Below are 25132 nucleotides of genomic sequence, written 5' to 3' on the forward strand. Positions count from 1 at the left end.
TAAACGAAATATATATTTTTTTTGAGTAAAATAATCCGCTAAATTTATGCTTCTTAAAAATAAAAACATTTTTTGTTTTTCTTTGATTGTTTTGTTTTTAATTTTAAATTTTTAAGTAAGGTTTTGTGATGATGAATAAATCACGTATAGTATTAGCAGGTGTGGTAGTCTCATTGTTTGCAAGTTCGGCTTTGTTTGTGGGTTTATCGGCAAATGATAAGCCACAAACTAACCCTAAAGTCCAAGAAGCCAACAAGCTTGAGTCGTTTAAAAAGCTGCGTAGGATTATGGGCATCGTTGAAGAATATTATGTCGATGAGTTAAGTTTTGATGAGATTGTAGATAAGTCTATTGACGGGCTTTTGAGCAATCTTGATGCTCATTCTAATTTTCTTAACAAAAAGAAATTTGATGATTTAAGGGCAAACACCGAAGGAGAATTTGGTGGTATCGGTATCACGGTGGGGCTCAAAGATGGGGCATTGACCATTATTGCACCTGTTGATGACACACCCGGAGATAAGGCAGGTTTGAAAAGTGGAGATGTGATTATCAAAGTTAATGATCAAAGCACAATTGATATGAGTATTGATGATGCTGTAAATCTTATGCGTGGAGCACCTCGCACCAAAGTTGAATTGACAATTATTAGAAAGGGTGAATCTAAACCTTTGGTTTTTAATATCGTGCGTGATATTATCAAAATAGATTCTGTAAAGACGCGAAAGATTCAGGATACGGATTATGTCTATGTGCGTATAGCTTCTTTTGATAAAAATGTTACAAAAAGTATCAGTGATGAGTTAAAAAAAGCTGGTCAATTTGATGGTATTGTATTGGATTTAAGGAATAATCCCGGCGGCATTTTAGATCAAGCTGTCGATGTGAGTCGTTTGTTTATTAAAAATGGAGTGATTGTTACGCAAAAAGGTCGCAATAAAAACGAAAACATCGAATATAAGGCTAAAAATGCTCCTTATGCAGATGTGCCTTTGGTGGTGCTTGTCAATAGTGGAAGTGCGAGTGCGAGTGAAATTGTTGCGGGAGCGTTGCAAGATCACAAGAGGGCAGTGGTGATTGGTGAGCAAACATTTGGCAAGGGAAGTGTGCAAACCGTCATGCAAATTGATCAAAACGAGGGCTTGAAACTCACAACAGCAAAATATTATTTACCAAGCGGGAGAACAATCCAAGCTGTAGGCGTTACACCGGATATTATCGTTTATCCCGGAGTTGTCCCAGAAAACGAAAATACATTCAGCATTAAGGAAGCCGACTTAAGAGGGCATTTGCAAGGCGAGATTGATAAGACAAAAAATCTATCAAAGCAAGATAATAATGTGCAAGACGATAAAAAGCTTATCACTACACCAATGCTCTATCAAGACATTCAGCTTAAGAGTGCTGTCGATGTTCTTAGGGCGTGGAAAGCTATCGGAACATTTAATCAGAATCCAAAAAAATAAGGAGATTTAATGCTAAAGCAACAAATGCTGTATGAAGGAAAGGGAAAGAAGCTTTTTGCCACAGATGATATGGATTTGGTGATTGCGGAATTTAAGGACGATCTTACGGCATTTAATGCTGAAAAGAAGGGCAATGAAGCAGGCAAAGGGGAGCTTAATTGCCAGATTAGCACTATTTTGTTTGAGCTTTTGGAGAAAAATGGCATCAAGACACATTTTGTTAAGCGTTTGGACGTTCAAAATATGCTGTGCAAAAAAGTGAGTATTATTCCTATTGAAGTCGTTGTGCGTAATATTGCTACAGGCTCTCTTACAAAAAGATTAGGCATTCCTGAAGGGAATGTTTTATCGCAAACATTGGTGGAGTTTTATTATAAAGATGATGCGTTGGGCGATCCTTTGATTAATGATGAGCATTGTAAGATTCTTAGTATTGTAAGTGATGACCGAGATTTAGAATTTTTAAAATCTCAAGCTCGTCAAGTTAATGCTGTATTAAAAGATTTCTTTGATTTAAAGAATCTCCGTTTGGTTGATTTTAAACTTGAATTTGGCAGAGATAAAGACGGACACATTATCTTAGCTGATGAGATTAGCCCAGATAGCTGTCGTTTGTGGGATAAGCAAACCAATGAGAAACTAGACAAAGATCGTTTTAGGCAAGATTTAGGTAGTGTCAAAGTCGCTTATGAAGAAGTCTTGAAGAGAATCTCAAAATAATAAAAAATAATAGTTTTTAAGGATAATAATGAAGGCTAAAGTGATAGTAACACTCAAAGAAGGTGTTTTAGACCCGCAAGCAAAAGCTATTTACCATGCTTTGCATTCTTGTGGTTTTGCGGATGTTAAAGATATTAAGCTCTCTAAAGAAATTATGATAGATTTACAGGGCAATGATGAGGCAAAAGCACAACATTTAGTGCAAGAAATGTGCGAGATTCTACTTGCCAATACGGTGATTGAGGATTTTAAAATCGAGATAGTTAAATGAGCGTAGCAGTTATCCAATTTCCCGGCACAAATTGCGAAAAAGACACGCAATATGCTTATGAGCAATTAGGGGCAAAAACACATATTATTTGGCATCAAGAAAGTGTATTGCCCGCTGATTGTGAATTGGTTGTATTGCCCGGTGGTTTTAGTTATGGGGATTATTTACGATGCGGAGCAATTGCTCGATTTTCTCCTATTATGAAAGCAGTTAAAGATTTTGTAAAGCAAGAGGGTTTTGTATTGGGGATTTGTAATGGTTTTCAGATTCTGTGTGAGGCGGGAATGTTGCCCGGCGCACTTAAACGGAATGAAAAATTACATTTTATCTCTAAAACACAATCTCTTAGGGTAAGACATAATGACAATGTTTTTTTACGCTCTTATAATACCAATGATATTATCAATATGCCAATTGCCCATGCCGATGGTAATTATTTTATTGATGCGGAAGGTTTGGAGGAGTTAAAAGCTCATCATCAGATTCTGCTTGAATATGTTGATAATCCTAATGGTTCAATTGCTTCGATTGCAGGGATTTGTAATCGAGAGAAAAATGTATTTGGATTAATGCCACACCCTGAAAGGGCGATTGAAGAGTTATTGGGCGGGTGTGATGGTCTAGCAATGTTAGAGAATCTTGTGAGAAAATCTTAATTTAGAGGTTAGTAATGAATCTTATTAAACACTGCTGTTTATTGTTTTGTTGTTTTTTATTGACACTTCCTCATTTGCTTAGTGCAGATTCATTGCAACCTAAGATTGCTTATTTGAACGCAACTCTTCCAAGCACAGATTCAAGTTTTTATGTGGGTCAGATTCTCGAAGTAAAGTATGCGCTTACGCTTTTATCGGGTGCAAAGCTTAAAGATGTAGAGTTTATGGATTTTGGAGCAAATAATAATCTTGAAATAGAAAATAAAGATGCGCAATGGCGAATTCATAGCGATGGCATACTTACAAATACTTACTATTATAAAATCAAGGCGCAAAATTTTACAATACCGCCGTTACGCGTGGTTGTCTCATCGTCCGACAATGCTTATCAAGACGAAGTGATCGCGAATGGTGTGAAGCTTCAAGCTATTGAGCTTTTGAATAATCCTCAATATGCTAATGTGATTGCTGATGCGATGGAAGTAGTGGATTATAGAGCAAGTCAATACGATGATAAGAATAATATTGTGATTTTTCAGATTGAAAGTAAAGATGCTAATCTTTCTTCAATGAAAATCGGGACATATCCTCAACAAGGTTTGGAAAGTAGCAAGGTAGTTGATGGTATTACTTATGGAATCTATTATGTAGTTTTGGATAAAAACATTAAAAATTTGTCATTTGATTATTTTAACCTCCATCAAAAAGCATTTGTAACAATCACATTGTCTGTCGATGTGCCCAAAAATGTGGTTGAAGAGGGAGGGGATATTAAGCCTCGCAATACATTTTTGATTTTTAAAAATCTAATGGTAGGTGGGCTAATCGTCTTTTTTGTCCTTGTGCTGATTATTTTTAAACGAGGGCGCAAAATTACACTCGGGATCATTGGTGTATTGGTCATAGTGCTGGTTTATAATATGCTTTTTAATTTTACTTCTGGTATTGCACAAGCAGGAACAAATGTCAGCATTATTCCCACGCATAATTCCACTATCTCTGAAGTGCTTAAAGTCCCCACAGAGGTATCTATTATCGGGGAATACAATGACTATTATAAAGTAATGATTGATTCGAAAGTTGGTTGGATAAGGAAAGAAGATGTTAGCAAAAATTAGAGCACTTTTTGCTACGATTTCAATCGTAGTCAGTATGCCTTTTATTATTTTACAAATTTATTGCACACGCAGTAAGGAAAATGGAAGAAATGCAAGGCGACAATGTCGATATTTTTTTACACTTAATAGATTGAAAGTAGAGCGCGTAGGAGAATATGACTTAAGCGCGAATCTTTTGGTAATCAATCATCAGAGTGTAACTGATATTATTTATTTTGAGGCTTATCACCCTGCCAATTTGTGCTGGGTGGCAAAAAAACAACTGGGTGAAATTCCTTTGTATGGTCATGCACTCAAAGGTCCTGATATGATTCTCATTGATAGAGAAGATAAAAATGGTATTGTTTTCTTGCTCAAAGAGGCTAAAAGACAGCTCGCACAAAATCGTGTGATTGCTATATTTCCCGAAGGTACAAGGAGTAAAGGTGGGGAGAAGTTTTTGCCCTTTAAGCCCGGAGCGAAGATACTTGCTTCAAAGTTTAAGCTCAAGATTCAGCCTGCAGTGCTTATTAATACGCGTAAGCTCTATAATAGCTCACCGATGAGTGTTGATACGAATACTGCTCGAGTAGTTTTGTTGGACGCTTTTACACCGGATTATAATGATGATAAATGGTATGAAAAGCTTGAATCTATGATGCAAGAAACTTATCTCAAACACTATAAGGAACTAAATCAAGAGGCTTTAAGCAAATAAAAGTTAGAATCTTGATTTTCTAAAAATCCAAAAAGACGGGGTGTTAGCTCAGCTGGGAGAGCGCAACGCTGGCAGCGTTGAGGTCAGGGGTTCGATCCCCCTACACTCCACCAATACAAAATACTCTTAATATTCGTTAATTGAAATAGATTTAGACCTTAGTTAATATTATATTCAAGCCACACGACTTTGCAAAGATGATATAGACTATTTGTTATAAAATGATTTATTGGAATGGTATGAAATATTGGATTATGAATAGTGATTATAGACATTCTATCGTGATCAATAGAGATAAGGAGAATAAAAGTGCTTGATGTCAGCAAAGAGGATATAAAGAAGAGTAAAGAGACAGAACCTTGTGTAGATTCTGTCTAAAAAGTATTGTTAATCAAGATGAAGAGATTTGATCCATGCCTCAATACGAGCGTCGTTTTTTTGCTCATCGGCTTTGTCAAGGCATAATCCTAAAAGCTTTTGTCCTTTTTGAGCGCGTGAGAAAGAATAATTGTAATCTTTGCAATCTACTGCTCCTACGAATTTTGCGCCACTAAAACGAAGTTTGTCATAAAAATCTGCAATGCCTGAACAAAAACTATCAGGGTGTCTTGCTTGTGAGCCTACACCGACTAAAGCAATAGTTTTGCGGCTAAAGTCAATATCACTTAAACCTTTGACTTTTGATCCCCAATCTTCTTGTAATGCTCCAAAATAATAGCTTGATGAGGCAAAAATGACGAAATCATATTCAGCAATTTTACTCAAATCGCAGTCTTTAATATTAAAAGAAGAAGCGTCAATTTTTTGGGCAATTTTATTTGCAAATTCTGCACAAACGCCTCCTTTGCTAGCATAGAATACAGCTTTTTTCATATTAACTCCTTTTGAAATTTTGATAAAAAGCACGGGCTATTATAGTCAATATTTCTTGAATCTAAAGTGATAAAGTATGATTAGAAAATGACGATATTTTTAGGATTTATATAAGTTTTGATATGGTAAAGGATTGAGATGATAATAGGGGGCATTGATGAAGCAGGTAGAGGTTGTATTTGTGGGGGTTTATTCGTGGCGGGTGTGGTTGGAGATGAGGAATTTTTAAGGACTTTTAATCCTAAAGATAGCAAAAAACTTTCTGAAAAAAAACGAGAATCAATTTATCAATTATTGCTTGCTCAAGCAATATCTGCAGACGATACACAATCGACCAATATCTCTCAACAAATCCATTTTCATATTGTGCAAAAAGATGCGTGGGAGATTGATAAATACGGCTTGAGTTGGGCATTGAAAACTGCGATTGAAGAGATTCTAGAAAAACTTGGTGCTTTTGCCAAAGAGTTTATTATTGATGGTAATAGCACTTTTGGTGCGCGTATACCTTCTTGCCTTGATTCTGAAATAACGCTCAAAACTCTCATCAAAGGCGATGATAAGAATCCTGTCATTGCTTGTGCTTCGATTTTGGCAAAAGTAAGTAAAGATGCGCAGATGTCAGAACTTGATAAACTTTATCCTCAATACGCATTGGGAAAACACAAAGGATATGCGACTGCATTGCATATCCAAAAAATAAAGGAAAATGGTTATTGCCCCCAGCATCGTAAAAGTTTTAAAATCTCAATGCAAGATTCTCTATTTTAATTTTGATATAAGACTTAAGTATATAAAATATGAAACGCACAAAGTTACAAGGGAGATTGCTTTTCAATGTTACCATTATGGAATGATGAATTTAGCGTTCGTCACGAGATTATTGATCAACAACACCAAAGGCTTTTTGAGCTTGCCCATAAGGCTTATAAAATCGCTAATAGCCACACCACTCGGAATGAGGTTAAAGGCATTATCACAGAATTCTTTGACTATATGAAGACGCATTTCAAAGACGAAGAGCAATATATGCAAGCCATTGGGTATCCTAAATTAGAAGAGCATAAAAGAATCCATCGTGCGCTTATTGCCGATATGGCAAGCATGGTTAAAAATATTCATTCAGCCAATGAGTTAAAAGACAAAATTATGATACTTGCTAAAGATTGGCTACTTGTCCATATTTTGCAAGAAGATATGCAGATTGAAAAATATCGCAAAGAAAGTCAAGCAAAGAACCCTACCAAAGAAGCAACAAAGACTTTTATTTATACTTGCGAATGTCCGGGCAAAGAACATAAGCTTACCGAATCTATGCACATTTTTGTTAAAAATAGCACCCAAAGTATTCGTTGTAAAGAATGCCAACAGGCTATTGTTTTTAAAGAAATGCTTGAATAATTTTAGAAGGAGGAAGAATGTTACCAGATTGGAGCGATGAATTTAGCGTTCATCATGAGATTATTGATCAACAACACCAAAGGCTTTTTGAGCTTGCCCATAAGGCTTATAGAATTGCCAATAGCCCCAGTTCTTCTAATGAGATAAAAGCAATCCTTGTTGAATTTTTCGAGTATATGAAGACGCATTTCAAAGACGAAGAGCAATATATGCACGCTATCGGATACCCTCGATTAGAAGAGCATAAAAAGATTCATCGCACGATTGTTGCTGAAATGGCAGGTATGGTAAAACATGTCGGCTCTATGGATATTCTTAAAGAAATGATTGCTACGGTTGCAGAAGATTGGCTACTTGTCCATATTTTGCAAGAAGATATGCAGATTGAGAAATATCGCAAAGAACAAATGGAAAAGAATGCGACTTGTGAGGTCAAGGAAGTTAAATACTATTACTATGTGTGTGCGTGTCCGGGCAAAGAGCACAAACTTACTGAATCTATGCACATTTTTGTGAGCAATTCTTCACACCCCATTGTTTGTAAAGAATGCCATCAAGGTATCATTTTGAAAAAATAATCATTGATTCTTGATTATGAATTTGCATTAACAAACAAGAATCAGTATCTTCTCTTAGGCTTTTTGCACATCTGTAAGATTGCCTAAGAGCCTTTTTATCTTTTTATCACAAATTCTTTCACCTCTCAAATCAAAACGCATTTATAGAATCTTTTGTAAAATCCCCATAGGGGAAGATTCTGTAATTATCGTGCTTTTGTTATCTTGCAAAAACTAGCAATCAAGAGACAAAAGTAAAAAAATTGTTTCTAAAGCTCGCCAATGCGAATTGAGCTATCATCTTTTGTGATGATTTTGATATATTCATTATAGATTGTTTTGTAGTCAGGTAAAACCGCATTATTGAGCTGATCAAACCAATAAAGTTTGAAGTTTTTAAATTGCGCATTATAATAAGTATAAATAAGATCTGCTCGCGCATTTGAGAGCTTGACTTTACCATCTTCAATTTTTTGAATATGCACTCCTCCGATCATTCCAATGCGTTTGTTTGTGCCTCTTTGTCCGGAAATGAGATTCCCTAAAGAATAATACACAAGTGTATTATCAATCCACTCCACAGGCTGAATCACATGAGGATGCGTGCCAATGACTAAATCAACCCCGCAATCTGCAAGGAGTTTTGCTAGCTTTCTTTGCTCGACACTTGGTTCAAAGTCGTATTCAATCCCCCAATGCATTGAAACAATCAAGAGATCTACTTTATCACGCACTTTAGCAATATCTTCTTGAAGCATTTTTGTCGTATAAACATTGACTAAATATTCTTTTCCTTGTGGGATAGGGATACCATTTGTGCCATAAGTATAGGCAAGGAGTGTGTATTTGATACCATTTTTTTCTAAGATTTTGGGAGTGTTGCGTTCTAAAAATGAATTATAGCTCCCAGCAGTGAGTGCAGGCTTGTTTTTCCAGTAATCTAAAGATAAGCGAATCGCCTTTTCACCGCGATCAAGAGAGTGGTTATTGGCTAAAGAAACGAGATTGAATCCTAGTGCGAGCATATTATCGCCAAATTCTTGAGGTGAATTGAACGCGGGATAAGTGCTAAGCCCCAAAGTCGTGCCTCCTAGGATTGTTTCTTGATTATAAAAGGCTAGATCATATTTCTTGACCACTGGTGCAAGATTTTCCAACATTGAGCTAAAGTCGTAGGTTTGATCATTTTGTTTTGCATCTTTATAGACCGATGCGTGGAGGAGTGCATCTCCAGCCATTATCAATTCAATTTCATTTTTGGATTGTCCAAAGGCGAGATTAAAGATAAGCACACATAACAATATCGTGATTTTTTTCATCATTCACTCCTTACTCTAAATTTTGAGAATCTGCTATTATATCGTGTTTTGTTGTGTGATTTGGTAACAAATTTTCTAAAGTCGCAAAAAATTCTTTTATTTTTTGTGAATCTTTCCGCCCGGGTTGAGATTCTATGCCGGAATTAACATCAAGCATCATTGGCTTAAGAGAGAGAAAATCGTTTAGATTCTGTGCGTTGATACCCCCAGCGATGCAAAGATGTTGAAGTTTTAGTGAAGAAAGCACCTCTGTATCAATACTTTGTCCCGAACCACCGCCTAAAGCACTCCGAGAATCTAAAAGGCAAAATGCCCCAACGAAATTACACAAATCGTCTTTTTGGGCAATATTGATGACAGGATAGAAACAAAAATGTGCTTTGTTGAGGTCAATCCCGCCAAAATAATGCGGTGAGGTAGGATTGATCCCATGTAATTGCAGAGCATCAAGATGTCCTTCGGAGAGGAGATTCCTCGCATTTTGAAGTGTTTTTGGATTGTCATCAATGACACCAATACGCAAGATGTGTGGATAAAGAGTTTTGAGGGCTTTTGTAATGTGTTTTATTTGTTTAGATTCTATGAAGCGAGGACTTTTTTCTACCATGATAAAGCCAAACATATCCACAGGATATTCAGCGATTGTTAGTGCATCATCAAGACGCGTAATGCCACATATTTTGATAAGCGGCTTTTTGTATGGCATTTTTGCAAATATACTTTGATAGAATCGAGGTTGTTGTGTGCGCGCATTGAGTATTGAGGTCTTAAGAGACTGAAGTGCTTGAGTGGGATTAGAATGTGCGACAAGATAGCCCCCACACAATAAACCATCAAAACCTAAAGAGCCAATCATATAAGCCAAAGTATCTGATTCTATGCCAGATTCAAAAATAACCTTTGTATTGCGAGGAAGAAGCGAAATGAGTGAGCAGGCATAAGGTATGTCGATTTCAAAAGTATGAAGATTGCGCGAATTAATGCCTACAAGGGTGGGATTCAAAGGTTTGATAAAGTCAATTTCTTTGGTATTATGCACTTCTATTAAAGGTGTAAGCCCATAAGACAAACATTCTTGATACAAGGCAGAGAATTGCTCAAAGCCTGTTTTTTCATCAATAAACATCGCTACAATGAGCAAAATCATATCCGCTCCTGCACGATAGCTCACTTCAATTTCTTGTGGGTATTGGATAAAATCTTTTCTTAAAATACACGCGTTAGGAAAAGTATTTTTGATAAGCATTAAATCATCTAAACTCCCGCTGAAGTGATGTTCTTCACATAAAACAGAAATAGCCCCAGCACCTCCATTAAGATAAGAAAGGGCAAGGTCTTTGGGAGAAGAGATAGGGTCGATTAAACCTGCCGAAGGTGAAGATCGTTTGATTTCAGCAATGATAAAAACAGAATCAAGATTTGGTTTGATAAGAGGGTGGATTCTCTGTGAGGGGATTTGATGCCCAAAAGTAAAGCCTTTATGAGTGATGTCTGCAGAACGTTCTTTTGTGATTTTGGCAAGGATTTCTACCATCATTTATTCCTTAGAATCTTAAAACTTTAAAGTGTGAGATTGTAGCATATTGGGGTAATTTTTAGAAATGATAAGAAAGATTCGCAATTCCTAAAATAAGCTTGGAATCCTAGCAAGAGAATGACCATAGAGTGTATGGAATTGAGATATATTTGCAAGAAGTAGTGTTATTATCTGCACCGAGTTTCCATAACTTTAATATACCAAAATGAATGGGGATACAAGGCAGTGTTACTAAATCGCAAAATTTTTCTAAAAATTAAGGAATCTTTATAATGGCTTGAGTAACTTTGCGTTTAAAGTATGTAAAATGATATTGCATTTCAAAATAGGTAAAGGAGAGTCATGAATAAGATTCTAAGTATAGGCTTGTGGGTCGCCATATCCTTGATAGGAGCTTGGTGTTTTGGTGTGTTGGCATTGCACACAGGAGAGACTATCTCGGCAGTGTGGATTGTGGTGGCTGCAGTGTGTATTTATGCAATTGCGTATCGTTTTTATTCAAAATATATTGCTTATAAGGTTTTGGGGCTTGATGATAATCGTGCTACACCTGCAGTAGTGAATAATGATGGGCGTGATTTTGTGCCAACAAATAAAATTGTGCTTTTTGGGCATCACTTTGCTGCTATTGCAGGTGCTGGTCCTCTTGTAGGTCCGATTTTAGCGGCACAAATGGGTTATTTGCCCGGTATGATTTGGGTTGTTGTAGGTGTTGTGCTAGCTGGGGCAGTGCATGATTTTACCGTTCTTTTTATCTCTATGCGCCGTAATGGCAAATCTTTAGGTGAGATTATCAAACTAGAGCTTGGCAAGCCTGTAGGAACTATTGCGATGATTGGGATTTTAGGCATTATGATGCTTATTATTGCGATTTTAGCACTTGTGGTGGTCAATGCTTTGGCAGAATCTCCTTGGGGGCTTTTTACGATTGCAATGACAATACCGATTGCAATTTATATGGGACTTCATATGAGATTCTTGCGTCCGGGTAAAATTGGTGAGGCGAGTATCATTGGTTTTGTTTTACTTCTTATGGCTCTTTATTTTGGTCGTGATGTCGCAGCAAATCCTACTCTTGCAGCAATATTTACATTATCACCTGTTACTCTTACTTATGTAATGATTGTTTATGGGTTTATTGCAGCAATTTTGCCAGTTTGGTTTTTGTTAGCTCCTCGTGATTATTTGAGCACATTCTTAAAGATTGGTGTGATTGTGCTTATGGCAGCAGGAATCTTAATCGTGCGACCTGATATAAATTTCGAAAGTGTTACGAAGTTTGTTGATGGCACAGGACCAGTCTTTAGCGGACAGCTTTTCCCATTCTTGTTTATCACAATTGCGTGTGGGGCAATCAGTGGATTCCACGCACTTATTTCGAGCGGGACTACTCCTAAAATGCTTGAAAAAGAATCTCATGCACGAATGGTCGGCTATGGTTCTATGGTTATGGAATCTGCAGTTGCGGTAATGGCACTTATTGCTGCGGTGATATTGACACCCGGCTTATATTTTGCAGTTAATGTCGCTCCAGCAGGACTTGGCACAACAGGCATCGCTGATGTTGCAGAGGCTGCAGCTGTTGCTGCACAGACAATTAGCAATTGGGGATTTGTCGTAACGCCAGAGCAAATTATGGGTATGGCAACAGAAATTGGTGAAAATTCGATTCTAAGTCGCACAGGTGGTGCGCCTACTTTTGCGATTGGGTTAGCGACTATTATTTCACAAGTGCCTTTATTTAATCAAGGCTCAATAGCGTTTTGGTATCACTTTGCGATTTTGTTTGAAGCACTCTTTATCTTGACAGCTGTTGATGCAGGGACAAGAGCAGGTCGTTTTATGGTGCAAGATGTGTTAGGTAATGTGTATAAACCTATCGGTAATATTCATTCAATGTTTTGGGGCATTGTCGCGACACTTATTTGTGTTGCAGGTTGGGGTTATGTCCTTTATCAAGGTGTTACTGATCCACAAGGTGGAGTCAAATCACTCTGGACACTCTTTGGCGTCTCCAATCAAATGCTTGCAGGTATCGCATTGCTTACTGTGATCACCGTGCTTTTCAAAATGGGCAAAGCAAAACAAGCATGGGTGGTTATTGTCCCAGCAGTTTGGGTGCTTTTCAGCACACTTTATGCGGGTGTATGCAAACTTCTCCCTGCTAATGGTGAAAAAATCCATGATGCGGTGAGTCATATTGCACTTTGGCAAATTAATAGTGCAAAGGCAGCAGCTGAAACTGATCCTGTTTTGATTGAGAGATTCTCGACTATTGCGACAAACAATCTTATCAATGCAACTCTTTGTGCGTTGTTTATGTGTGTAACGATTTTAGTTCTCGTGCAATGTGTCAGAATCTGTCTTAAGTGTGTCAAAGGGACTAATCACCTTCCACTTTCTGAAGCGCCTTATCGTAAGGCTAGTGAATTTGAAGGCAGGATAGCCGCACATGGCTAATTCTTCTATACCCCCCTTCAAAGGGGGTATCACGATTTTGAAAGATAAGATTCTAAGGATTTATCATCGCTCTGACAGATTCTTTCATTTGTTAGTAGGAATGCCGAGTTATGATAAATACTTAGAACATATGAGAATCCACCACCCCGACAAAATCCCTAAAAGTCAAAAAGAATTCTTTAGAGAAGCACTAGAAGCAAAATATGGTGCGGGAAGGGCAAAATGTTGTTAAGCATGAAATATCGCAAGGTTTGCGAACACTTTTTTCATACTTTTCATTTTTGTTTGAAAAGGCAAAAACAATAGCCATCAATAGAGATGTTATACTAATACTTTTGTGGCGAGGCTTAAAATGATTTTTAAAATTAAATTATCATTCACGATACATAAAAAGGATTGTGATAAAATATGGATTTTATAAGGAATCGTTATGGCTCAACACACTCAAAATCATCGCCAAAAAGATCAACTCACCTTGCTCGGGTCAGCGGGAGTAGTGTATGAATACGACTACAATCCCTCAATCTTGGAGGTTTTTGATAACAAACATACAAACAATGATTATTTTGTAACCTTTAATTGCCCTGAATTTACAAGTCTTTGTCCTATTACTTCTCAACCAGATTTTGCACATATTCGCATCTCTTATATCCCTGCGCAAAAAATGGTAGAATCTAAATCGCTCAAACTTTATTTGTTTTCTTTCCGCAACCATGGTGATTTTCACGAGGATTGTATCAATATTATTATGAAAGATTTGATTGCAATAATGTCTCCGAAATACATTGAAGTTTATGGCAAATTCACACCGCGTGGAGGAATTAGCATTGATCCTTTTGCAAATTATGGAATCCCAAACACTCATTACGAAGAAATGGCGCGCTATCGTTTGATGCGCCATCGCTTGAAAGATTGAGGTTTTTTTGGGTATTTATCTTTTAAAACGTTTTTTGTTAATTATCCCTACGCTTATAGGTGTAATGAGTATTAATTTTTTGTTGATGCAATTAGCACCCGGCGGTCCTGTCGAGCAAACAATTGCCAAAATGGAGAATCTCGCTCATATTTCAGAAGCAGCGGTCGGGCAAAATCATCTCTACAAGGGTTCAGTAGGTTTAGAGCCTGAGCTAGTTGATGAAATCAAAAAGCTTTATGGTTTTGATAAGTCTTTGCTTGAGCGTTATGTGTCGATGCTATGGAATTTTGCACGATTTGATTTAGGTGAGAGTTTTTATCGCCAATCAAGCGTGGTTTCAATCATTATAGAAAAGCTACCAGTGTCAATCTCATTGGGATTTTTTAGCACACTTTTGATTTATTTGATCAGTATTCCACTAGGGATTAGAAAAGCAGTGCGCAATGGTTCGCGTTTTGATGTATTAAGCAGTCTTATTATTGTGATTGCCAATGCGATACCTGCATTTATGTTTGGCGTGGTTTTGATTGTTTTTTTAGCTGGCGGAAGCTATTTGGATATTTTCCCTTTGCGTGGATTGGTGAGTGAGAATTTTGATTCCCTAAGTCTAATGGGTAAAATTAAAGATTATTTATGGCATTTGTGTTTGCCTGTGTTATGTGTGTCTTTAGGTGGATTTGCGACTTTGACAATGCTTTGTAAAAATTGCTTTTTAGAGGAGATTCACAAAGCTTATGCGATTACTGCTAAGGCAAAGGGTGCAAATGAAAAACAGATTCTCTATGGACATATTTTTCGTAATGCGATGTTGCTTATCATCAGTGGGTTTCCTGCAGTTTTTGTAGGAATGTTTTTTAGCGGTAGCTTGTTGATAGAGATTGTGTTTAGTCTTGATGGGTTAGGACTTTTAGGCTATGAAAGCGTTGTCAATCGGGATTATCCTGTAATCTTTGGGACGCTTTATATTTTTACTTTTCTCGCCCTGATTGTAGGGATTATCAGTGATGTGCTTTATACTTTGATTGACCCGCGCATTCACTTTGGAGCAAAAAATGGATAATCTCTCGCTTCATAAACGCACAATGAGGGCGTATCGTTGGTCGATTTTCAAACAAAATAAACGCGCCTTTGCAAGTTTGATAATATTTATTATCCTTTTTGTGTTGAGTATGGGTGCGGAATTTATCGCTAACGATAAGCCATTATTTATTTATAAAGATCAAAAAGTGTATTTTCCTGTTTTTATTAATTATCCAGAAATAGAGTTTGGAGGAGATTTTGAGACTTATACAGATTATCTTGATCCTTATGTGCAAGGACTTTTAAGTGATGCGTTTGTGATACACACGCTAATCCCTTATTCTTATGATAGTATTATTATGGATTTAGATTCTCAAAGCCCTACTTCGCCAGATTCTAAACATTGGCTTGGCACAGATGATAAAGCGCGAGATGTCGCCGCAAGACTGATTTATGGGTATCGTGTGTCAATTATTTTTGCTTTGGTGCTTAGTGTGTGTAGCATTGTGATTGGAGTTTTGGTAGGCGCGATGCAGGGTTATTATGGTGGAATGATTGATCTTGTTGGGCAAAGGCTTATTGAGATTCTCAATTCTGTGCCTATTTTGTTTGTAATTATCATCATATCAAGTGTGTTAGAGCCGAGTTTTGGGTGGATTCTGTGTGTGGTGTTGGCATTTTCGTGGATGGCTTTAGTAAATCTTGTAAGAGCAGAGTTTTTAAAAGCTCGGAATCTCGAATATGTGAAAGCCTCTAGGGCATTGGGAGTGGGTGATTTTAAAATTATGTTTAGACATATTTTACCTAATGCGATGAGTGCTACTTTGACATTTGCACCCTTTATTATGGCAGGAAGTGTCGTTACATTGAGTAGCTTAGATTTTTTGGGTTTTGGTATGCCCGTAGGGAGTGCGAGCTTGGGAGAATTGCTCGCTCAAGGTAAAAACAATCTTTCTTCGCCTCATTTGGGCATTAGCGCGTTTTTAGCCCTGTCTTTTTTACTTTCTATTTTGGTGTTTATCGGCGAGGGCTTGCGTGATGCGTTTGATCCTCATATCAAATATCGCTCAAAGAATCCCTAATGACGCTTTTAAATATTTCTCATCTTAATGCCCATTTTGCCCATAGCCAACGCGACTTTGCATTACGCAATGTGTCTTTACATATCAATGAATGTGAAAAAGTCGCGCTTGTTGGAGAATCTGGATCGGGCAAAAGTATGCTTGCGCAGTTGATTTTGCGCTTGTCATCGCAAGTAAGTGTGCAAAGCGGGTCGATTCTCCTTAATGGAGAAAATTTGCTTTTGTTGAGTGAGTCGCAAATGTGTCAAGTGAGGGGTATGAAAATCGCCTATATTCCACAAGAACCGCTCTCAAGTCTGAATCCTCTCCATAAAGTTGGCAAACAGATTCTCGAAGGTTACTACTTGCATACTAAACAAAAATACAGCAAGGAGTTACAAGAAAGCCTACTCAATGAGGCTTTAGAATCTGTAGGGCTTTCAAAAGATATAGCCAATGCGTATCCTTTTGAGCTAAGTGGTGGGCAAAGGCAACGCGTAGCGATTGCGATGAGTGTCATTCATAAGCCCTCTTTGTTGATTTGTGATGAGCCAACGACAGCACTTGATGCGTATATTCAAAAACAGATTCTCGAGCTTTTGCTCTCTCTTAATACTCAAAGTGCGATTTTATTTATCAGTCATAATTTAAATATTGTGAAAGGATTTTGCGATAGGGTGCTTGTGATGAAAGAGGGAGAAATTGTAGAATCTGCCCCTACACAAGAGATTTTCACGACACCTAAGCATAATTATACGAAATTTTTGCTTGATGCTTGTGTATTGCCACACAAAGTAGAATCAAAGACAGAATCTGCAGAATCTACCTCCCACCCCTCAACCGATGAGATTCTTAATGTCGATTCTTTCAGTGTGGGCGTGCGTGAGCGCAAGTTTTTTTGCTCCAAGTGGAAACCATTGGTGCAAGATGTGAGCTTTAGTTTGTCTCATGGTCAAATTATTGGTATTGCTGGAGCTTCAGGAAGTGGAAAATCAAGCCTTGCATTAGGTATGCTGGGGCTTTTAGAGATACAAGGCAAGATGCGTGTAGGGAAACATTCTCTCCATACTCCAAAAGATTTTCGCGCGATTCGTAGAGATGTGGGTATTGTTTTCCAAGATCCTTTTGCATCTCTTAGCCCGCGTTTAAGTATAATGGAAATTATCGCGGAGGGTTTGGAGATTTATCAAGATACAAAGACAGATATTGCGCAAAAGGTTGAGTGGGCTTTAGAATCTGTAGGGCTTTCAAAGGATATAGCCAATGTGTATCCCTTTGAGCTAAGCGGTGGGCAAAGGCAACGCGTAGCAATTGCAAGGGCGATTGTCTTACAACCTCGTGTTTTGATTCTCGATGAACCCACCTCTGCCCTTGATAAAAGTTCGCAAAAAATGGTGCTTAATTTGCTTTTGGAGCTCCAAAAATCGCTCAAAATGAGTTATGTGTTTATCACGCATGATTTGGAGATTCTGTATCATTTGAGTGATAAGATTCTGATTTTGCACCATGGGCGCGTGGTGGAGAGTGGAGAGAGTAAAAAAATCTTTCAGAATCCCCAAAGTGCTTATGCGAAAATGCTTATAGAATCTTCTTTAGATTTGACTTTGCCCAAATAATCGTCATTTGAAGAGATTCTGTGTTTGTTGGACAAAATCGAGACTATCGACATTTGTGCCATTGATGACGATTCCAAAATGCAAATGAGGACCGCTTACTCTCCCTGTCCCACCGCTTTTCGCGATAACTTGTCCTCGCTTGACTTTGTCTCCTACCTTCACATCAAAACTATCAAGGTGAAAATAGACACTATAAAGCCCCTCCCCATGATTAATGACAATACTTTTACCTGAAAGGTATCGATCTTGGACAAGTGCGACAATGCCATCATTACTTGCCTTAATGGGTGTGCCTGTTACAGCACGGAAGTCTGTCCCTCCATGATAGCTTTTGATTGTGTTGTTAAAAACTCTCGCACTTCCATAAGGGCTTGTGATGACAGAATCTAGTGGTTTAATGAAAGGCTTATCCCATAAGCGACCTTTGGTGTAGGTGTGATAAACTTTGACAATGTCATTTTTTTCTTTTTCGATGCGTTGCGCAACTTCGTTTGAATAGCTTACTTTATCTGGTGCAACGGTGATTGTTTCTTTCGGATAGTCTTTTTGTAGGATTTTGATAGTGAAGTAATCTTTGCCTTTGGATTTGAGAATCTTGGCATTTTTTTCATAATAACCTACAGGCACAAAGGCGATTTTTGCATTTGGATTCTTGGGGTGAGAGATGTAGCGAATGGATTTTTTATCATAGGTTAGGGGCAAGGCTTCATCGGATTGGTAAATAAAAACCGTGCCATTATACGCACTATTGGGCGCAAGAGGTTTTGTGTCTGCAAAACTGAAAACATAAAAACAAGAGAGAAATAAAATAAATCGCAAAATGTGTTTCATAAATCGCTCCTTAGTGTGTGTTTAGGGATTCTGATAAGATTTAGATACTTTAGAATCTTGTTCAGAATTTTTTGGGTGTATTATAATCATTCAAAGCTTATATTAAAGAATGATGCGATAAAATCCCCCTTTTGTTTTAATTACAAAATTACTTCAATTCACAAGGAAATGCAATGTATGCAATATTTAAGAATGGAGGCAAACAATACAAGGTTGTTGAAGGAAGCATTGTGCTTTTGGATAAGATGAACCTTGAGCCAAAGTCAAAAATTGAGTTGAACGAAGTTTTAGCGATTGTCGATGGAGACAAAACTCATATCGGGACACCTTTTGTCAAAGGCGCAAAGATCGAAGCAGAGGTGATTAATGAGGGTAGGGCGAAAAAAGTCGTAACATTCAAAAAACGTCGTCGAAAAGATAGTAAAACCAAAAGAGGTTTTAGAAGAGATTTTACACGCGTGAGAATCCAAAAAATCAGTGTTTAATCAGAAAATTTAGTGAGTTTATTTATATTTAAGGAGTGAATAATGGCACACAAGAAAGGTCAAGGTAGCACCCAGAATAATAGAGATTCTGCAGGACGTCGCTTAGGCGTTAAGAAGTTTGGTTCACAATTCGTGCGTGCAGGAAATATTATTGTCCGACAAAGAGGCACAAAAGTGCACCCCGGTAATAATGTTGGCTTAGGCAAGGATCATACGATTTATGCTTTGATTGACGGGATTGTATTATTCCAACAAAAAGATAAGAATCGTAAAAAAGTCTCTGTTGTCCCTGTTTCTTAAATTTTTGGATTCTATTGTCAAGAATGCGAGATATGGCTTTTAGCATTGAGAGATCTCGTATTCTTAGGAATCTAATACGCTAGCCATAGTTAAACCAAAGAGTGAATACCCATAAATGTTTGTTGATAGTGTAGATATTTTTATCGCTTCGGGCAAGGGCGGTCCGGGAGAAGTCAGTTTCCGTAGAGAGAAATATGTCTTGCAAGGCGGTCCTGATGGTGGCGATGGTGGCGATGGTGGCGATGTTTATATGGAAGTGGATAATAATACTGACACACTTTCGAGATTCCGCGGAGCAAAGCATTATAAGGCTAAAAATGGACAGCCCGGTCGCTCAAGGCGATGCAGTGGAAAAAAGGGTGAAGATATTATCATCAAAGTTCCGCTAGGAACACAAGTTCTTGACTATCAAAGCGGTGAGTTGATAGTCGATATGGATATTTATCCAAAGTCTGTGTGCCTGCTTAAAGGTGGCAAGGGCGGATTGGGTAATGCACATTTTAAAAATTCGACCAATCAAGCTCCTACTTATGCTCAAAGTGGAATCAAAGGGATTGAGCGACATATTACCTTAGAGTTAAAGCTTATTGCTGATGTGGGGCTTGTAGGGTATCCTAATGTTGGTAAATCAACACTTATTTCAGTGCTTTCTAATGCAAAACCTCAAATCGCAAATTATGCTTTTACAACCATTGTGCCAAATCTTGGTGTTGTGGATATAGATGAGTATTCTTCATTTGTTATGGCTGATATTCCCGGAATCATTGATGGGGCAAGCGAAGGTAAAGGATTAGGGATAGAGTTTTTGAAGCATATTGAGCGCAATAAAGTTTTATTGTTTGTTCTTGATGCGACACAAGATGTATGTATGCAGTTTGAATCTTTGCGTATAGAGCTGAAACATTTTAATCCAAACCTTTTAGAGCGTCCTTTTGGGATTGTGCTAAGCAAATGTGATATTGTGAGTAAAGAAGCATTAAGCTTTTCACTGACTGCTTTGCATAATCAGTTTGCCCAAATGATAGAATCTCAAGAAGATGAAGTATGGCTTTCATCATCTTTTGATACCCAATCAAGCCATTTTTCAGTAATATTGCCTAAAGATACGCCTTGTTTTATTATGACTATCTCAAGTGCAACTTCTTATCATATAACATTATTAAAAAATTACTTAGCGCAGATTCTGAAATACACAACAAAATAAGTTTTATGCTCAAAAATGAATATAGTGTAAAATATAAACAATGTATTTTTTCAAATAAAGTAAAATCAATCTTGTTCATTCTTCGTATTGCACGAAGATTTATTTTTTATGATAAAATATTTGTGAAACATGGTTGCTTTTGTTATATAATATCTGTCTTAAAATCATAATTTGAAGGTGTGTTTATGTCATTTTATAAAGCTTTCTCCCCCTATTTGTTTAAGCTTGATCCCGAAAGGGCGCATTCTCTTGCAGAATGGTATTTGAGACGCATTGCACCGCTTCCGTTGATGCAAGATATACTTGCTGCTCGTTATTGCGTGGTTGATGAGCGATTACGCACACAGGTTGCGGGTATGGAATTTTATAATCCTGTGGGGTTGAGTGCGGGATTTGATAAAAATGGAACAATGGTTAAAGGATTATCGAGTTTAGGTTTTGGATTTCTTGAACTTGGCACGATTACACAAGCTCCACAATCTGGCAATTCTAAACCTCGGTTATTTCGCTTTGTTGAAGAGCAAAGTTTGCAAAATGCAATGGGTTCAAATAATCAAGGCTCTTTGGAGATTTCAAAACGTTTGCGTAAATTTTACCCTTATAGTATACCTTTGGGCATTAATGTAGGCAAAAATAAAGTGATCGCTCAAAGTGATTCATTGAAAAATTACGAAAATGTTTTGCTAGATTTTGTTGATGTGGGTGATTATTTTGTCTTCAATCTTTCTTCTCCCAATACTCCGAATCTAAGAGAATTGCAAAATGTGAATTTTGTCCAAGAACTTTTCACAATGGCGCGTTCTCACACTTCTAAGCCTTTATTTGTCAAACTTTCACCTGATATGGAAGCGCAAAAAATGCTTAAAGTCGCAGAGATGAGTATTGCAAGTGGTGCAAGTGGAATTATTGCGACAAACACGACTATAGATTATAGTCTGATTGAAGGCGCAAAAGATATTGGAGGGATTAGTGGGCTTGCTTTGAGAGAAAAGTCTCGAGAGTTTTTTGAGATTTTAAGTGAAGCGTTTTTTGGAAAAACGACTTTGATTTCTGTTGGTGGAATTAATAATGCACAAGAAGCTTATGAGCGCATTAAATTAGGGGCTTCGTTGATTCAAGTTTTTAGCGCAATGATTTTTGAAGGTCCAAGTCTGTGTCGTTCGATCAATCAAGGTTTGTTGGAATGTTTAGAAAGAGATGGTTTTGCTCATATCAATGAGGCTTTAGGGAAAGGGATAGGCATCAAAAAGACAAAAAAAACATCAAGTGGCAAAACAAACAATAAGACAGAAAAACCAATAACTCAAGATTCTAAAACTCCTGCTAAAAGAGGACGAAAGCCTGGAAGCCAAACTTCAAAAACTCAAGATACTAAAAGCCAATCAAATGATGTTGTTGATGCGACTAAATCTCATCGTCAAAAGAGTGAAACTAAAATGATAAGTGGTGCTGATTCTGATAAAACCAAATCACATTCTCCAAGAGTTAAAAAAAATACTCCAAAAGTCGAGGAAGTGAAATCACTGGACAATAAGACATCAGATCAGATTCAAGATAATCAATCAAAAGTGAATGAGTAATACTAAATGTCTTTTATTTTTGGAGTTTTAGGAGTTTTAATGGGTTTAGTAAATACGCCTATATTACCATCTTCATTGCAGCCTTTGACTGCTTCAAAGGTTTCTTCTTCTTTGCCTCAACATTATAGTGAGATTCTTGACAATCAGCTTCAAGTTGTTGCTGTGCCTTTGCGCAATGGGAGTGGTGTGATTCAGACAAGTGTTTTTTATAAGGTAGGCAGTCGTAATGAAATAATGGGTAAAAGCGGAATTGCGCATATGCTTGAACATTTGAGTTTTAAATCCACAAAGAATCTAAAAGCTGGTCAGTTTGATGAGATTGTTAAGGGTTTTGGTGGTGTGAATAATGCTTCAACAAGCTTTGATTATACGCATTATTATATCCAATCAAGCAAAGGCAATATGGACAAGTCTTTAGAGCTTTTTGCGGAGCTTATGGCTAACCTTACTTTAGATGATGCTGAATTTCAGCCAGAACGTAATGTCGTGGCAGAAGAACGACTATGGCGCACAGATAATTCACCAATGGGGTATTTATATTTTCGTTTTTTTAATACAGCTTTTACTTATCATCCTTATCATTGGACACCCATTGGTTTTATGGAAGACATTAAGGGTTGGAATATTGAGGATATTCGTGCATTTTATAAGACTTATTATCAGCCACAAAATGCTATTGTTCTTGTGAGTGGTGATATTGAACCTGATGAAGTTTTTAAGAGTGCAAAAAAACATTTTGCTTCTATTAAGAACAATACAAAAAGTATCCCACAAGTTAGTGCAAAAGAACCCAAACAAGATGGTGTGCGAAGAGTGATTCTCAAAAAAGACTCTCAAGTCGAATTTCTAGCAATGGGCTATAAGATTCCTAATTATTTGAGTGAAGATCAAGTCGCATTGAATGCGATTGGTGAGATTCTAAGTGCGGGCAAATCAAGTCTTTTTCAAAAAGAACTTGTCGATAAACAGCAGATTGCTACAAGTGCATATGCGTATAGTATGGATATGAAAGATGAAGGCATATTTTTTCTTACCGCTACAGCCCAGCAAGGCATCAAGGCTGAAAAAATTGAAGAAGAGATTTTAAAACTCCTTGAGGATTTGAAACAAGGAAAGATAACCCAAGAAGAATTGGAAAAAATTAAAATTAACACAAAAGCAAGCTTTATTTATGGTTTAGAGAGTGCTTCAGATGTGGCAAATGTATTTGGGAGTTATTTAGTGCGTGGAAGTATTAAACCTCTTTTAGAATATGAGCATAATATCAGTGAATTGACAATTCAAAAGATTCAAGATGTTGCAAATAAATATTTTGTAGAAGATCAATTAAGTGTTGTGATTCTCAAGGATAGGAGCTAAAATGGTTTTAGGGGCTATGAGTGCCTTGATCACTCCTTTTAAGAATCAAGAGGTTGATTTTGAAACCTACGAGATGCTTATTAAGCGACAGATTAAATATGGAATGGACGCTTGTGTGCCTGTAGGAACGACAGGAGAATCTGCTACACTAACACATAAAGAACATATGGAGTGCATACAAGTTGCCGTAGAAGTGTGCAAGGGTAGTCAAATGAAAGTGCTTGCAGGTGCGGGGAGTAATTCTACTCAAGAAGCTATCGAACTTGCTCGTTTTGCTCAAAAATGCGGAGCTGATGCGTTATTGTGTGTAACACCTTATTATAATAAACCTTCTCAAGAGGGCTTATATCAGCATTTTAAGGCAGTTGCAGATTCTGTAGAAATACCCGTGATGCTTTATAATGTGCCTTCTCGCACGGGTGTAAATATTGACATTCAAACAATAAAACGATTAAAAAAAGATGTTAAGAATATTTATGCGATCAAAGAGGCTACGGGTGCAATGGATAGAGTTGTCGCTTTAGGGTCGGAGGTGTCAGATTTGGCAATTTTAAGCGGAGATGATGCGATTAATTATCCGATTCTTGCCAATAATGGAAAAGGCGTGATTTCTGTAACAGGCAATCTTTTTCCTCAAGAAATTGCTCAATTGACACATTCAGCGATACAAGGAGATATGTATCAAAGTTATGAAATCAACACAAAGCTTTATGAAATTAATCAAATTCTATTTTGCGAGAGTAACCCTATTCCTATTAAGGCAAGTATGTTTTTATCAGGATTGCTCAAAAATTTAGAATATCGTTTGCCATTAGTGCCACCTTCTAAGGAAAATATGGCTAAAATACAAAAAATTTTAGAAAAATACGAGGTAAGACTATGAAAAATTCTCAAGATTCAACCACAAGCTATATGAAAGATAAAACATTAGTAGTTAGTGGTGCTACCCGTGGGATCGGAAAGGCAATATTGTATAAATTTGCACAAAATGGTGTGAATGTGGCTTTTACTTATAATCGTAATGAAGAAGAGGCAAAAAAGATTGCTTCAGATGTAGAAAGTAGATACGGAATTAAAGCAAGATACTATCCGCTCAATGTCTTAGAGCCAGAGCAATATAGTGAATTGTTTAAGAAAATTGATGAGGATTTTTCTCGTGTTGATTTTTTTGTGTCTAATGCAATTATTTATGGGAAAAGTGTAGCAGGAGGATTTGCTCCTTTTATGCGTTTGAAACCTCGCGGGCTTAATAATATCTATACTGCAACCGTGCTTGCTTTTGTCGTAGGTGCTCAAGAAGCTGCAAAACGTATGAAAGAGCTAGGAGGCGGGGCAATCGTTTCTCTTAGTTCTACAGGGAATCTTGTGTATATGCCTAATTACGCTGGGCATGGGAATTCTAAAAATGCAGTAGAAACAATGGTTAAATACGCAGCCACAGAATTAGGAGAGTGGGGGATTCGAGTAAATGCAGTGAGTGGAGGACCTATTGATACCGATGCTTTGAAAGCTTTTCCTGATTATGCGCAAGTAAAAGCCAAGGTTGAAGAAGAATCGCCTCTTAATCGTATGGGGACACCTGAAGATTTAGCCGGAGCAGTATTTTTCCTTTGCGATAATACGCAAAGTGCATGGCTTACAGGGCAAACGATTGTGATTGATGGTGGCACTACTTTTAAGTAATC

The 25132-nt window shown here is 37.3% G+C and carries 26 protein-coding genes and 1 tRNA gene; 23 read left to right on the plus strand and 4 right to left on the minus strand.

Annotation, left to right across the window (positions count from 1 at the left end; all coding sequences use genetic code 11):
- The first annotated feature begins 128 nt into the window (after positions 1-128).
- The 7 genes from LS68_RS02740 to LS68_RS02770 all read left to right on the plus strand — a co-directional run bounded on the left by LS68_RS02740 (position 129) and on the right by LS68_RS02770 (position 5041).
- Positions 129-1466, plus strand: coding sequence for a S41 family peptidase (locus LS68_RS02740; protein WP_034370248.1), 1338 nt, complete (start codon positions 129-131; stop codon positions 1464-1466).
- Between the two features lie 9 nt (positions 1467-1475).
- Positions 1476-2186 (plus strand): phosphoribosylaminoimidazolesuccinocarboxamide synthase, encoded by a 711-nt coding sequence (gene purC / locus LS68_RS02745; RefSeq protein ID WP_034370250.1) that lies wholly within the window; start codon positions 1476-1478, stop codon positions 2184-2186.
- A 28-nt stretch (positions 2187-2214) separates the two neighbouring features.
- Positions 2215-2457: a phosphoribosylformylglycinamidine synthase subunit PurS gene (gene purS, locus LS68_RS02750; protein ID WP_034370252.1), complete on the plus strand. Its 243-nt coding sequence runs from the start codon at positions 2215-2217 to the stop codon at positions 2455-2457.
- Entirely contained in the window at positions 2454-3113 is a 660-nt protein-coding gene (gene purQ / locus LS68_RS02755) for a phosphoribosylformylglycinamidine synthase subunit PurQ (RefSeq protein ID WP_034370255.1), read from the plus strand. Before purS ends, purQ begins: the two co-directional genes overlap by 4 nt.
- 14 nt (positions 3114-3127) lie before the next feature.
- Positions 3128-4231: a hypothetical protein gene (locus LS68_RS02760; RefSeq protein WP_034370258.1), complete on the plus strand. Its 1104-nt coding sequence runs from the start codon at positions 3128-3130 to the stop codon at positions 4229-4231.
- Entirely contained in the window at positions 4215-4928 is a 714-nt protein-coding gene (locus LS68_RS02765) for a 1-acylglycerol-3-phosphate O-acyltransferase (RefSeq protein ID WP_034370260.1), read from the plus strand. Before LS68_RS02760 ends, LS68_RS02765 begins: the two co-directional genes overlap by 17 nt.
- 37 nt (positions 4929-4965) lie before the next feature.
- Positions 4966-5041: transfer RNA gene (locus LS68_RS02770), tRNA-Ala, on the plus strand.
- Between the two features lie 274 nt (positions 5042-5315).
- Here the strand turns inward: LS68_RS02770 and LS68_RS02775 are convergent.
- Positions 5316-5801, minus strand: a complete 486-nt coding sequence (locus tag LS68_RS02775; protein WP_034370264.1) for a flavodoxin domain-containing protein — start codon at positions 5799-5801, stop codon at positions 5316-5318.
- 138 nt (positions 5802-5939) lie between these two features.
- Here LS68_RS02775 and LS68_RS02780 point away from each other — a divergent pair, with 138 nt between their 5' ends.
- From LS68_RS02780 to LS68_RS02790, 3 genes are all read left to right on the plus strand, one after another.
- The gene (locus LS68_RS02780; RefSeq protein ID WP_034370267.1) at positions 5940-6572 is read left to right on the plus strand and encodes a ribonuclease HII; all 633 of its coding nucleotides are present in this window, start codon (positions 5940-5942) and stop codon (positions 6570-6572) included.
- 66 nt (positions 6573-6638) lie between these two features.
- Complete coding sequence (locus tag LS68_RS02785) at positions 6639-7202, plus strand: bacteriohemerythrin (protein ID WP_138090853.1); 564 nt, start codon at positions 6639-6641, stop codon at positions 7200-7202.
- 17 nt (positions 7203-7219) lie between these two features.
- The gene (locus LS68_RS02790; protein ID WP_138090856.1) at positions 7220-7780 is read left to right on the plus strand and encodes a hemerythrin family protein; all 561 of its coding nucleotides are present in this window, start codon (positions 7220-7222) and stop codon (positions 7778-7780) included.
- Positions 7781-8028: 248 nt separating this feature from the next.
- Here the strand turns inward: LS68_RS02790 and LS68_RS02795 are convergent, their stop codons facing one another.
- Positions 8029-9078: a CapA family protein gene (locus LS68_RS02795; RefSeq protein ID WP_034371817.1), complete on the minus strand. Its 1050-nt coding sequence runs from the start codon at positions 9076-9078 to the stop codon at positions 8029-8031.
- 10 nt (positions 9079-9088) lie between these two features.
- Positions 9089-10612, minus strand: coding sequence for a bifunctional indole-3-glycerol phosphate synthase/phosphoribosylanthranilate isomerase (locus tag LS68_RS02800; RefSeq protein ID WP_052100409.1), 1524 nt, complete (start codon positions 10610-10612; stop codon positions 9089-9091).
- 345 nt (positions 10613-10957) lie between these two features.
- Here LS68_RS02800 and LS68_RS02805 point away from each other — a divergent pair, with 345 nt between their 5' ends.
- From LS68_RS02805 to LS68_RS02830, 6 genes are all read left to right on the plus strand, one after another.
- The gene (locus LS68_RS02805) at positions 10958-13075 is read left to right on the plus strand and encodes a carbon starvation CstA family protein (RefSeq protein ID WP_138090860.1); all 2118 of its coding nucleotides are present in this window, start codon (positions 10958-10960) and stop codon (positions 13073-13075) included.
- A 37-nt stretch (positions 13076-13112) separates the two neighbouring features.
- Positions 13113-13307 carry a KCU-star family selenoprotein gene (gene kcuS, locus LS68_RS02810; protein WP_199741474.1) on the plus strand — a complete coding sequence of 65 codons (195 nt, stop codon included), beginning with the start codon at positions 13113-13115 and terminating at the stop codon, positions 13305-13307.
- 198 nt (positions 13308-13505) lie between these two features.
- Positions 13506-13991 carry a preQ(1) synthase gene (queF, locus tag LS68_RS02815; protein WP_034371572.1) on the plus strand — a complete coding sequence of 162 codons (486 nt, stop codon included), beginning with the start codon at positions 13506-13508 and terminating at the stop codon, positions 13989-13991.
- A gap of 7 nt (positions 13992-13998) precedes the next feature.
- Positions 13999-15051, plus strand: a complete 1053-nt coding sequence (gene yejB, locus LS68_RS02820; RefSeq protein WP_034371575.1) for a microcin C ABC transporter permease YejB — start codon at positions 13999-14001, stop codon at positions 15049-15051.
- 22 nt (positions 15052-15073) lie between these two features.
- Entirely contained in the window at positions 15074-16093 is a 1020-nt protein-coding gene (locus LS68_RS02825) for an ABC transporter permease (RefSeq protein WP_138091089.1), read from the plus strand.
- Entirely contained in the window at positions 16093-17688 is a 1596-nt protein-coding gene (locus tag LS68_RS02830; RefSeq protein ID WP_138090863.1) for an ABC transporter ATP-binding protein, read from the plus strand. Before LS68_RS02825 ends, LS68_RS02830 begins: the two co-directional genes overlap by 1 nt.
- 3 nt (positions 17689-17691) lie before the next feature.
- On the opposite strand, the gene LS68_RS02835 is transcribed toward LS68_RS02830, so the two are convergent.
- Positions 17692-18519 (minus strand): M23 family metallopeptidase, encoded by an 828-nt coding sequence (locus tag LS68_RS02835; protein ID WP_034371710.1) that lies wholly within the window; start codon positions 18517-18519, stop codon positions 17692-17694.
- A gap of 173 nt (positions 18520-18692) precedes the next feature.
- Between LS68_RS02835 and rplU the strand changes: the two genes are divergently transcribed.
- The 7 genes from rplU (at position 18693) to LS68_RS02870 (ending at position 25130) form a co-directional block, all read left to right on the plus strand.
- Positions 18693-19004: a 50S ribosomal protein L21 gene (gene rplU, locus LS68_RS02840; RefSeq protein ID WP_034371713.1), complete on the plus strand. Its 312-nt coding sequence runs from the start codon at positions 18693-18695 to the stop codon at positions 19002-19004.
- A 42-nt stretch (positions 19005-19046) separates the two neighbouring features.
- A complete protein-coding gene (gene rpmA, locus LS68_RS02845; protein WP_034371716.1) occupies positions 19047-19304 on the plus strand; it encodes a 50S ribosomal protein L27 in 258 nt (85 codons plus the stop codon).
- A 115-nt stretch (positions 19305-19419) separates the two neighbouring features.
- Positions 19420-20508 carry a GTPase ObgE gene (gene obgE / locus LS68_RS02850; protein ID WP_034371719.1) on the plus strand — a complete coding sequence of 363 codons (1089 nt, stop codon included), beginning with the start codon at positions 19420-19422 and terminating at the stop codon, positions 20506-20508.
- 185 nt (positions 20509-20693) lie between these two features.
- On the plus strand, positions 20694-22088 hold the full coding sequence (locus LS68_RS02855) for a quinone-dependent dihydroorotate dehydrogenase (RefSeq protein WP_034371722.1): 1395 nt from the start codon (positions 20694-20696) through the stop codon (positions 22086-22088).
- Between the two features lie 39 nt (positions 22089-22127).
- Positions 22128-23447 carry a pitrilysin family protein gene (locus LS68_RS02860; protein WP_138090866.1) on the plus strand — a complete coding sequence of 440 codons (1320 nt, stop codon included), beginning with the start codon at positions 22128-22130 and terminating at the stop codon, positions 23445-23447.
- Between the two features lies 1 nt (position 23448).
- Positions 23449-24330 (plus strand): 4-hydroxy-tetrahydrodipicolinate synthase, encoded by an 882-nt coding sequence (gene dapA / locus LS68_RS02865; RefSeq protein WP_034371726.1) that lies wholly within the window; start codon positions 23449-23451, stop codon positions 24328-24330.
- Positions 24327-25130, plus strand: a complete 804-nt coding sequence (locus tag LS68_RS02870; RefSeq protein WP_052100378.1) for an enoyl-ACP reductase — start codon at positions 24327-24329, stop codon at positions 25128-25130. The genes dapA and LS68_RS02870 overlap by 4 nt, the downstream gene beginning before the upstream one ends.
- Positions 25131-25132 lie beyond the last annotated feature (2 nt).

Origin of the sequence: Helicobacter sp. MIT 05-5293 (assembly GCF_000765665.2) — a bacterium.
Taxonomy (GTDB): domain Bacteria; phylum Campylobacterota; class Campylobacteria; order Campylobacterales; family Helicobacteraceae; genus Helicobacter_C.

Coding starts and splice junctions, on each gene's coding strand:
- LS68_RS02805 (WP_138090860.1), top strand. CDS start 10,958: ATGAATAAGATTCTAAGTATAGGCTTGTGGGTCGCCATATCCTTGATA.
- LS68_RS02760 (WP_034370258.1), top strand. CDS start 3,128: ATGAATCTTATTAAACACTGCTGTTTATTGTTTTGTTGTTTTTTATTG.
- LS68_RS02870 (WP_052100378.1), top strand. CDS start 24,327: ATGAAAAATTCTCAAGATTCAACCACAAGCTATATGAAAGATAAAACA.
- obgE (WP_034371719.1), top strand. CDS start 19,420: ATGTTTGTTGATAGTGTAGATATTTTTATCGCTTCGGGCAAGGGCGGT.
- LS68_RS02780 (WP_034370267.1), top strand. CDS start 5,940: ATGATAATAGGGGGCATTGATGAAGCAGGTAGAGGTTGTATTTGTGGG.
- LS68_RS02740 (WP_034370248.1), top strand. CDS start 129: ATGATGAATAAATCACGTATAGTATTAGCAGGTGTGGTAGTCTCATTG.
- LS68_RS02785 (WP_138090853.1), top strand. CDS start 6,639: ATGTTACCATTATGGAATGATGAATTTAGCGTTCGTCACGAGATTATT.
- purC (WP_034370250.1), top strand. CDS start 1,476: ATGCTAAAGCAACAAATGCTGTATGAAGGAAAGGGAAAGAAGCTTTTT.
- queF (WP_034371572.1), top strand. CDS start 13,506: ATGGCTCAACACACTCAAAATCATCGCCAAAAAGATCAACTCACCTTG.
- LS68_RS02830 (WP_138090863.1), top strand. CDS start 16,093: ATGACGCTTTTAAATATTTCTCATCTTAATGCCCATTTTGCCCATAGC.
- LS68_RS02825 (WP_138091089.1), top strand. CDS start 15,074: ATGAGGGCGTATCGTTGGTCGATTTTCAAACAAAATAAACGCGCCTTT.
- LS68_RS02795 (WP_034371817.1), bottom strand. CDS start 9,078: ATGAAAAAAATCACGATATTGTTATGTGTGCTTATCTTTAATCTCGCC.
- purS (WP_034370252.1), top strand. CDS start 2,215: ATGAAGGCTAAAGTGATAGTAACACTCAAAGAAGGTGTTTTAGACCCG.
- LS68_RS02855 (WP_034371722.1), top strand. CDS start 20,694: ATGTCATTTTATAAAGCTTTCTCCCCCTATTTGTTTAAGCTTGATCCC.
- LS68_RS02790 (WP_138090856.1), top strand. CDS start 7,220: ATGTTACCAGATTGGAGCGATGAATTTAGCGTTCATCATGAGATTATT.
- rpmA (WP_034371716.1), top strand. CDS start 19,047: ATGGCACACAAGAAAGGTCAAGGTAGCACCCAGAATAATAGAGATTCT.
- LS68_RS02860 (WP_138090866.1), top strand. CDS start 22,128: ATGGGTTTAGTAAATACGCCTATATTACCATCTTCATTGCAGCCTTTG.
- LS68_RS02835 (WP_034371710.1), bottom strand. CDS start 18,519: ATGAAACACATTTTGCGATTTATTTTATTTCTCTCTTGTTTTTATGTT.
- LS68_RS02800 (WP_052100409.1), bottom strand. CDS start 10,612: ATGGTAGAAATCCTTGCCAAAATCACAAAAGAACGTTCTGCAGACATC.
- purQ (WP_034370255.1), top strand. CDS start 2,454: ATGAGCGTAGCAGTTATCCAATTTCCCGGCACAAATTGCGAAAAAGAC.
- dapA (WP_034371726.1), top strand. CDS start 23,449: ATGGTTTTAGGGGCTATGAGTGCCTTGATCACTCCTTTTAAGAATCAA.
- LS68_RS02775 (WP_034370264.1), bottom strand. CDS start 5,801: ATGAAAAAAGCTGTATTCTATGCTAGCAAAGGAGGCGTTTGTGCAGAA.
- rplU (WP_034371713.1), top strand. CDS start 18,693: ATGTATGCAATATTTAAGAATGGAGGCAAACAATACAAGGTTGTTGAA.
- LS68_RS02765 (WP_034370260.1), top strand. CDS start 4,215: ATGTTAGCAAAAATTAGAGCACTTTTTGCTACGATTTCAATCGTAGTC.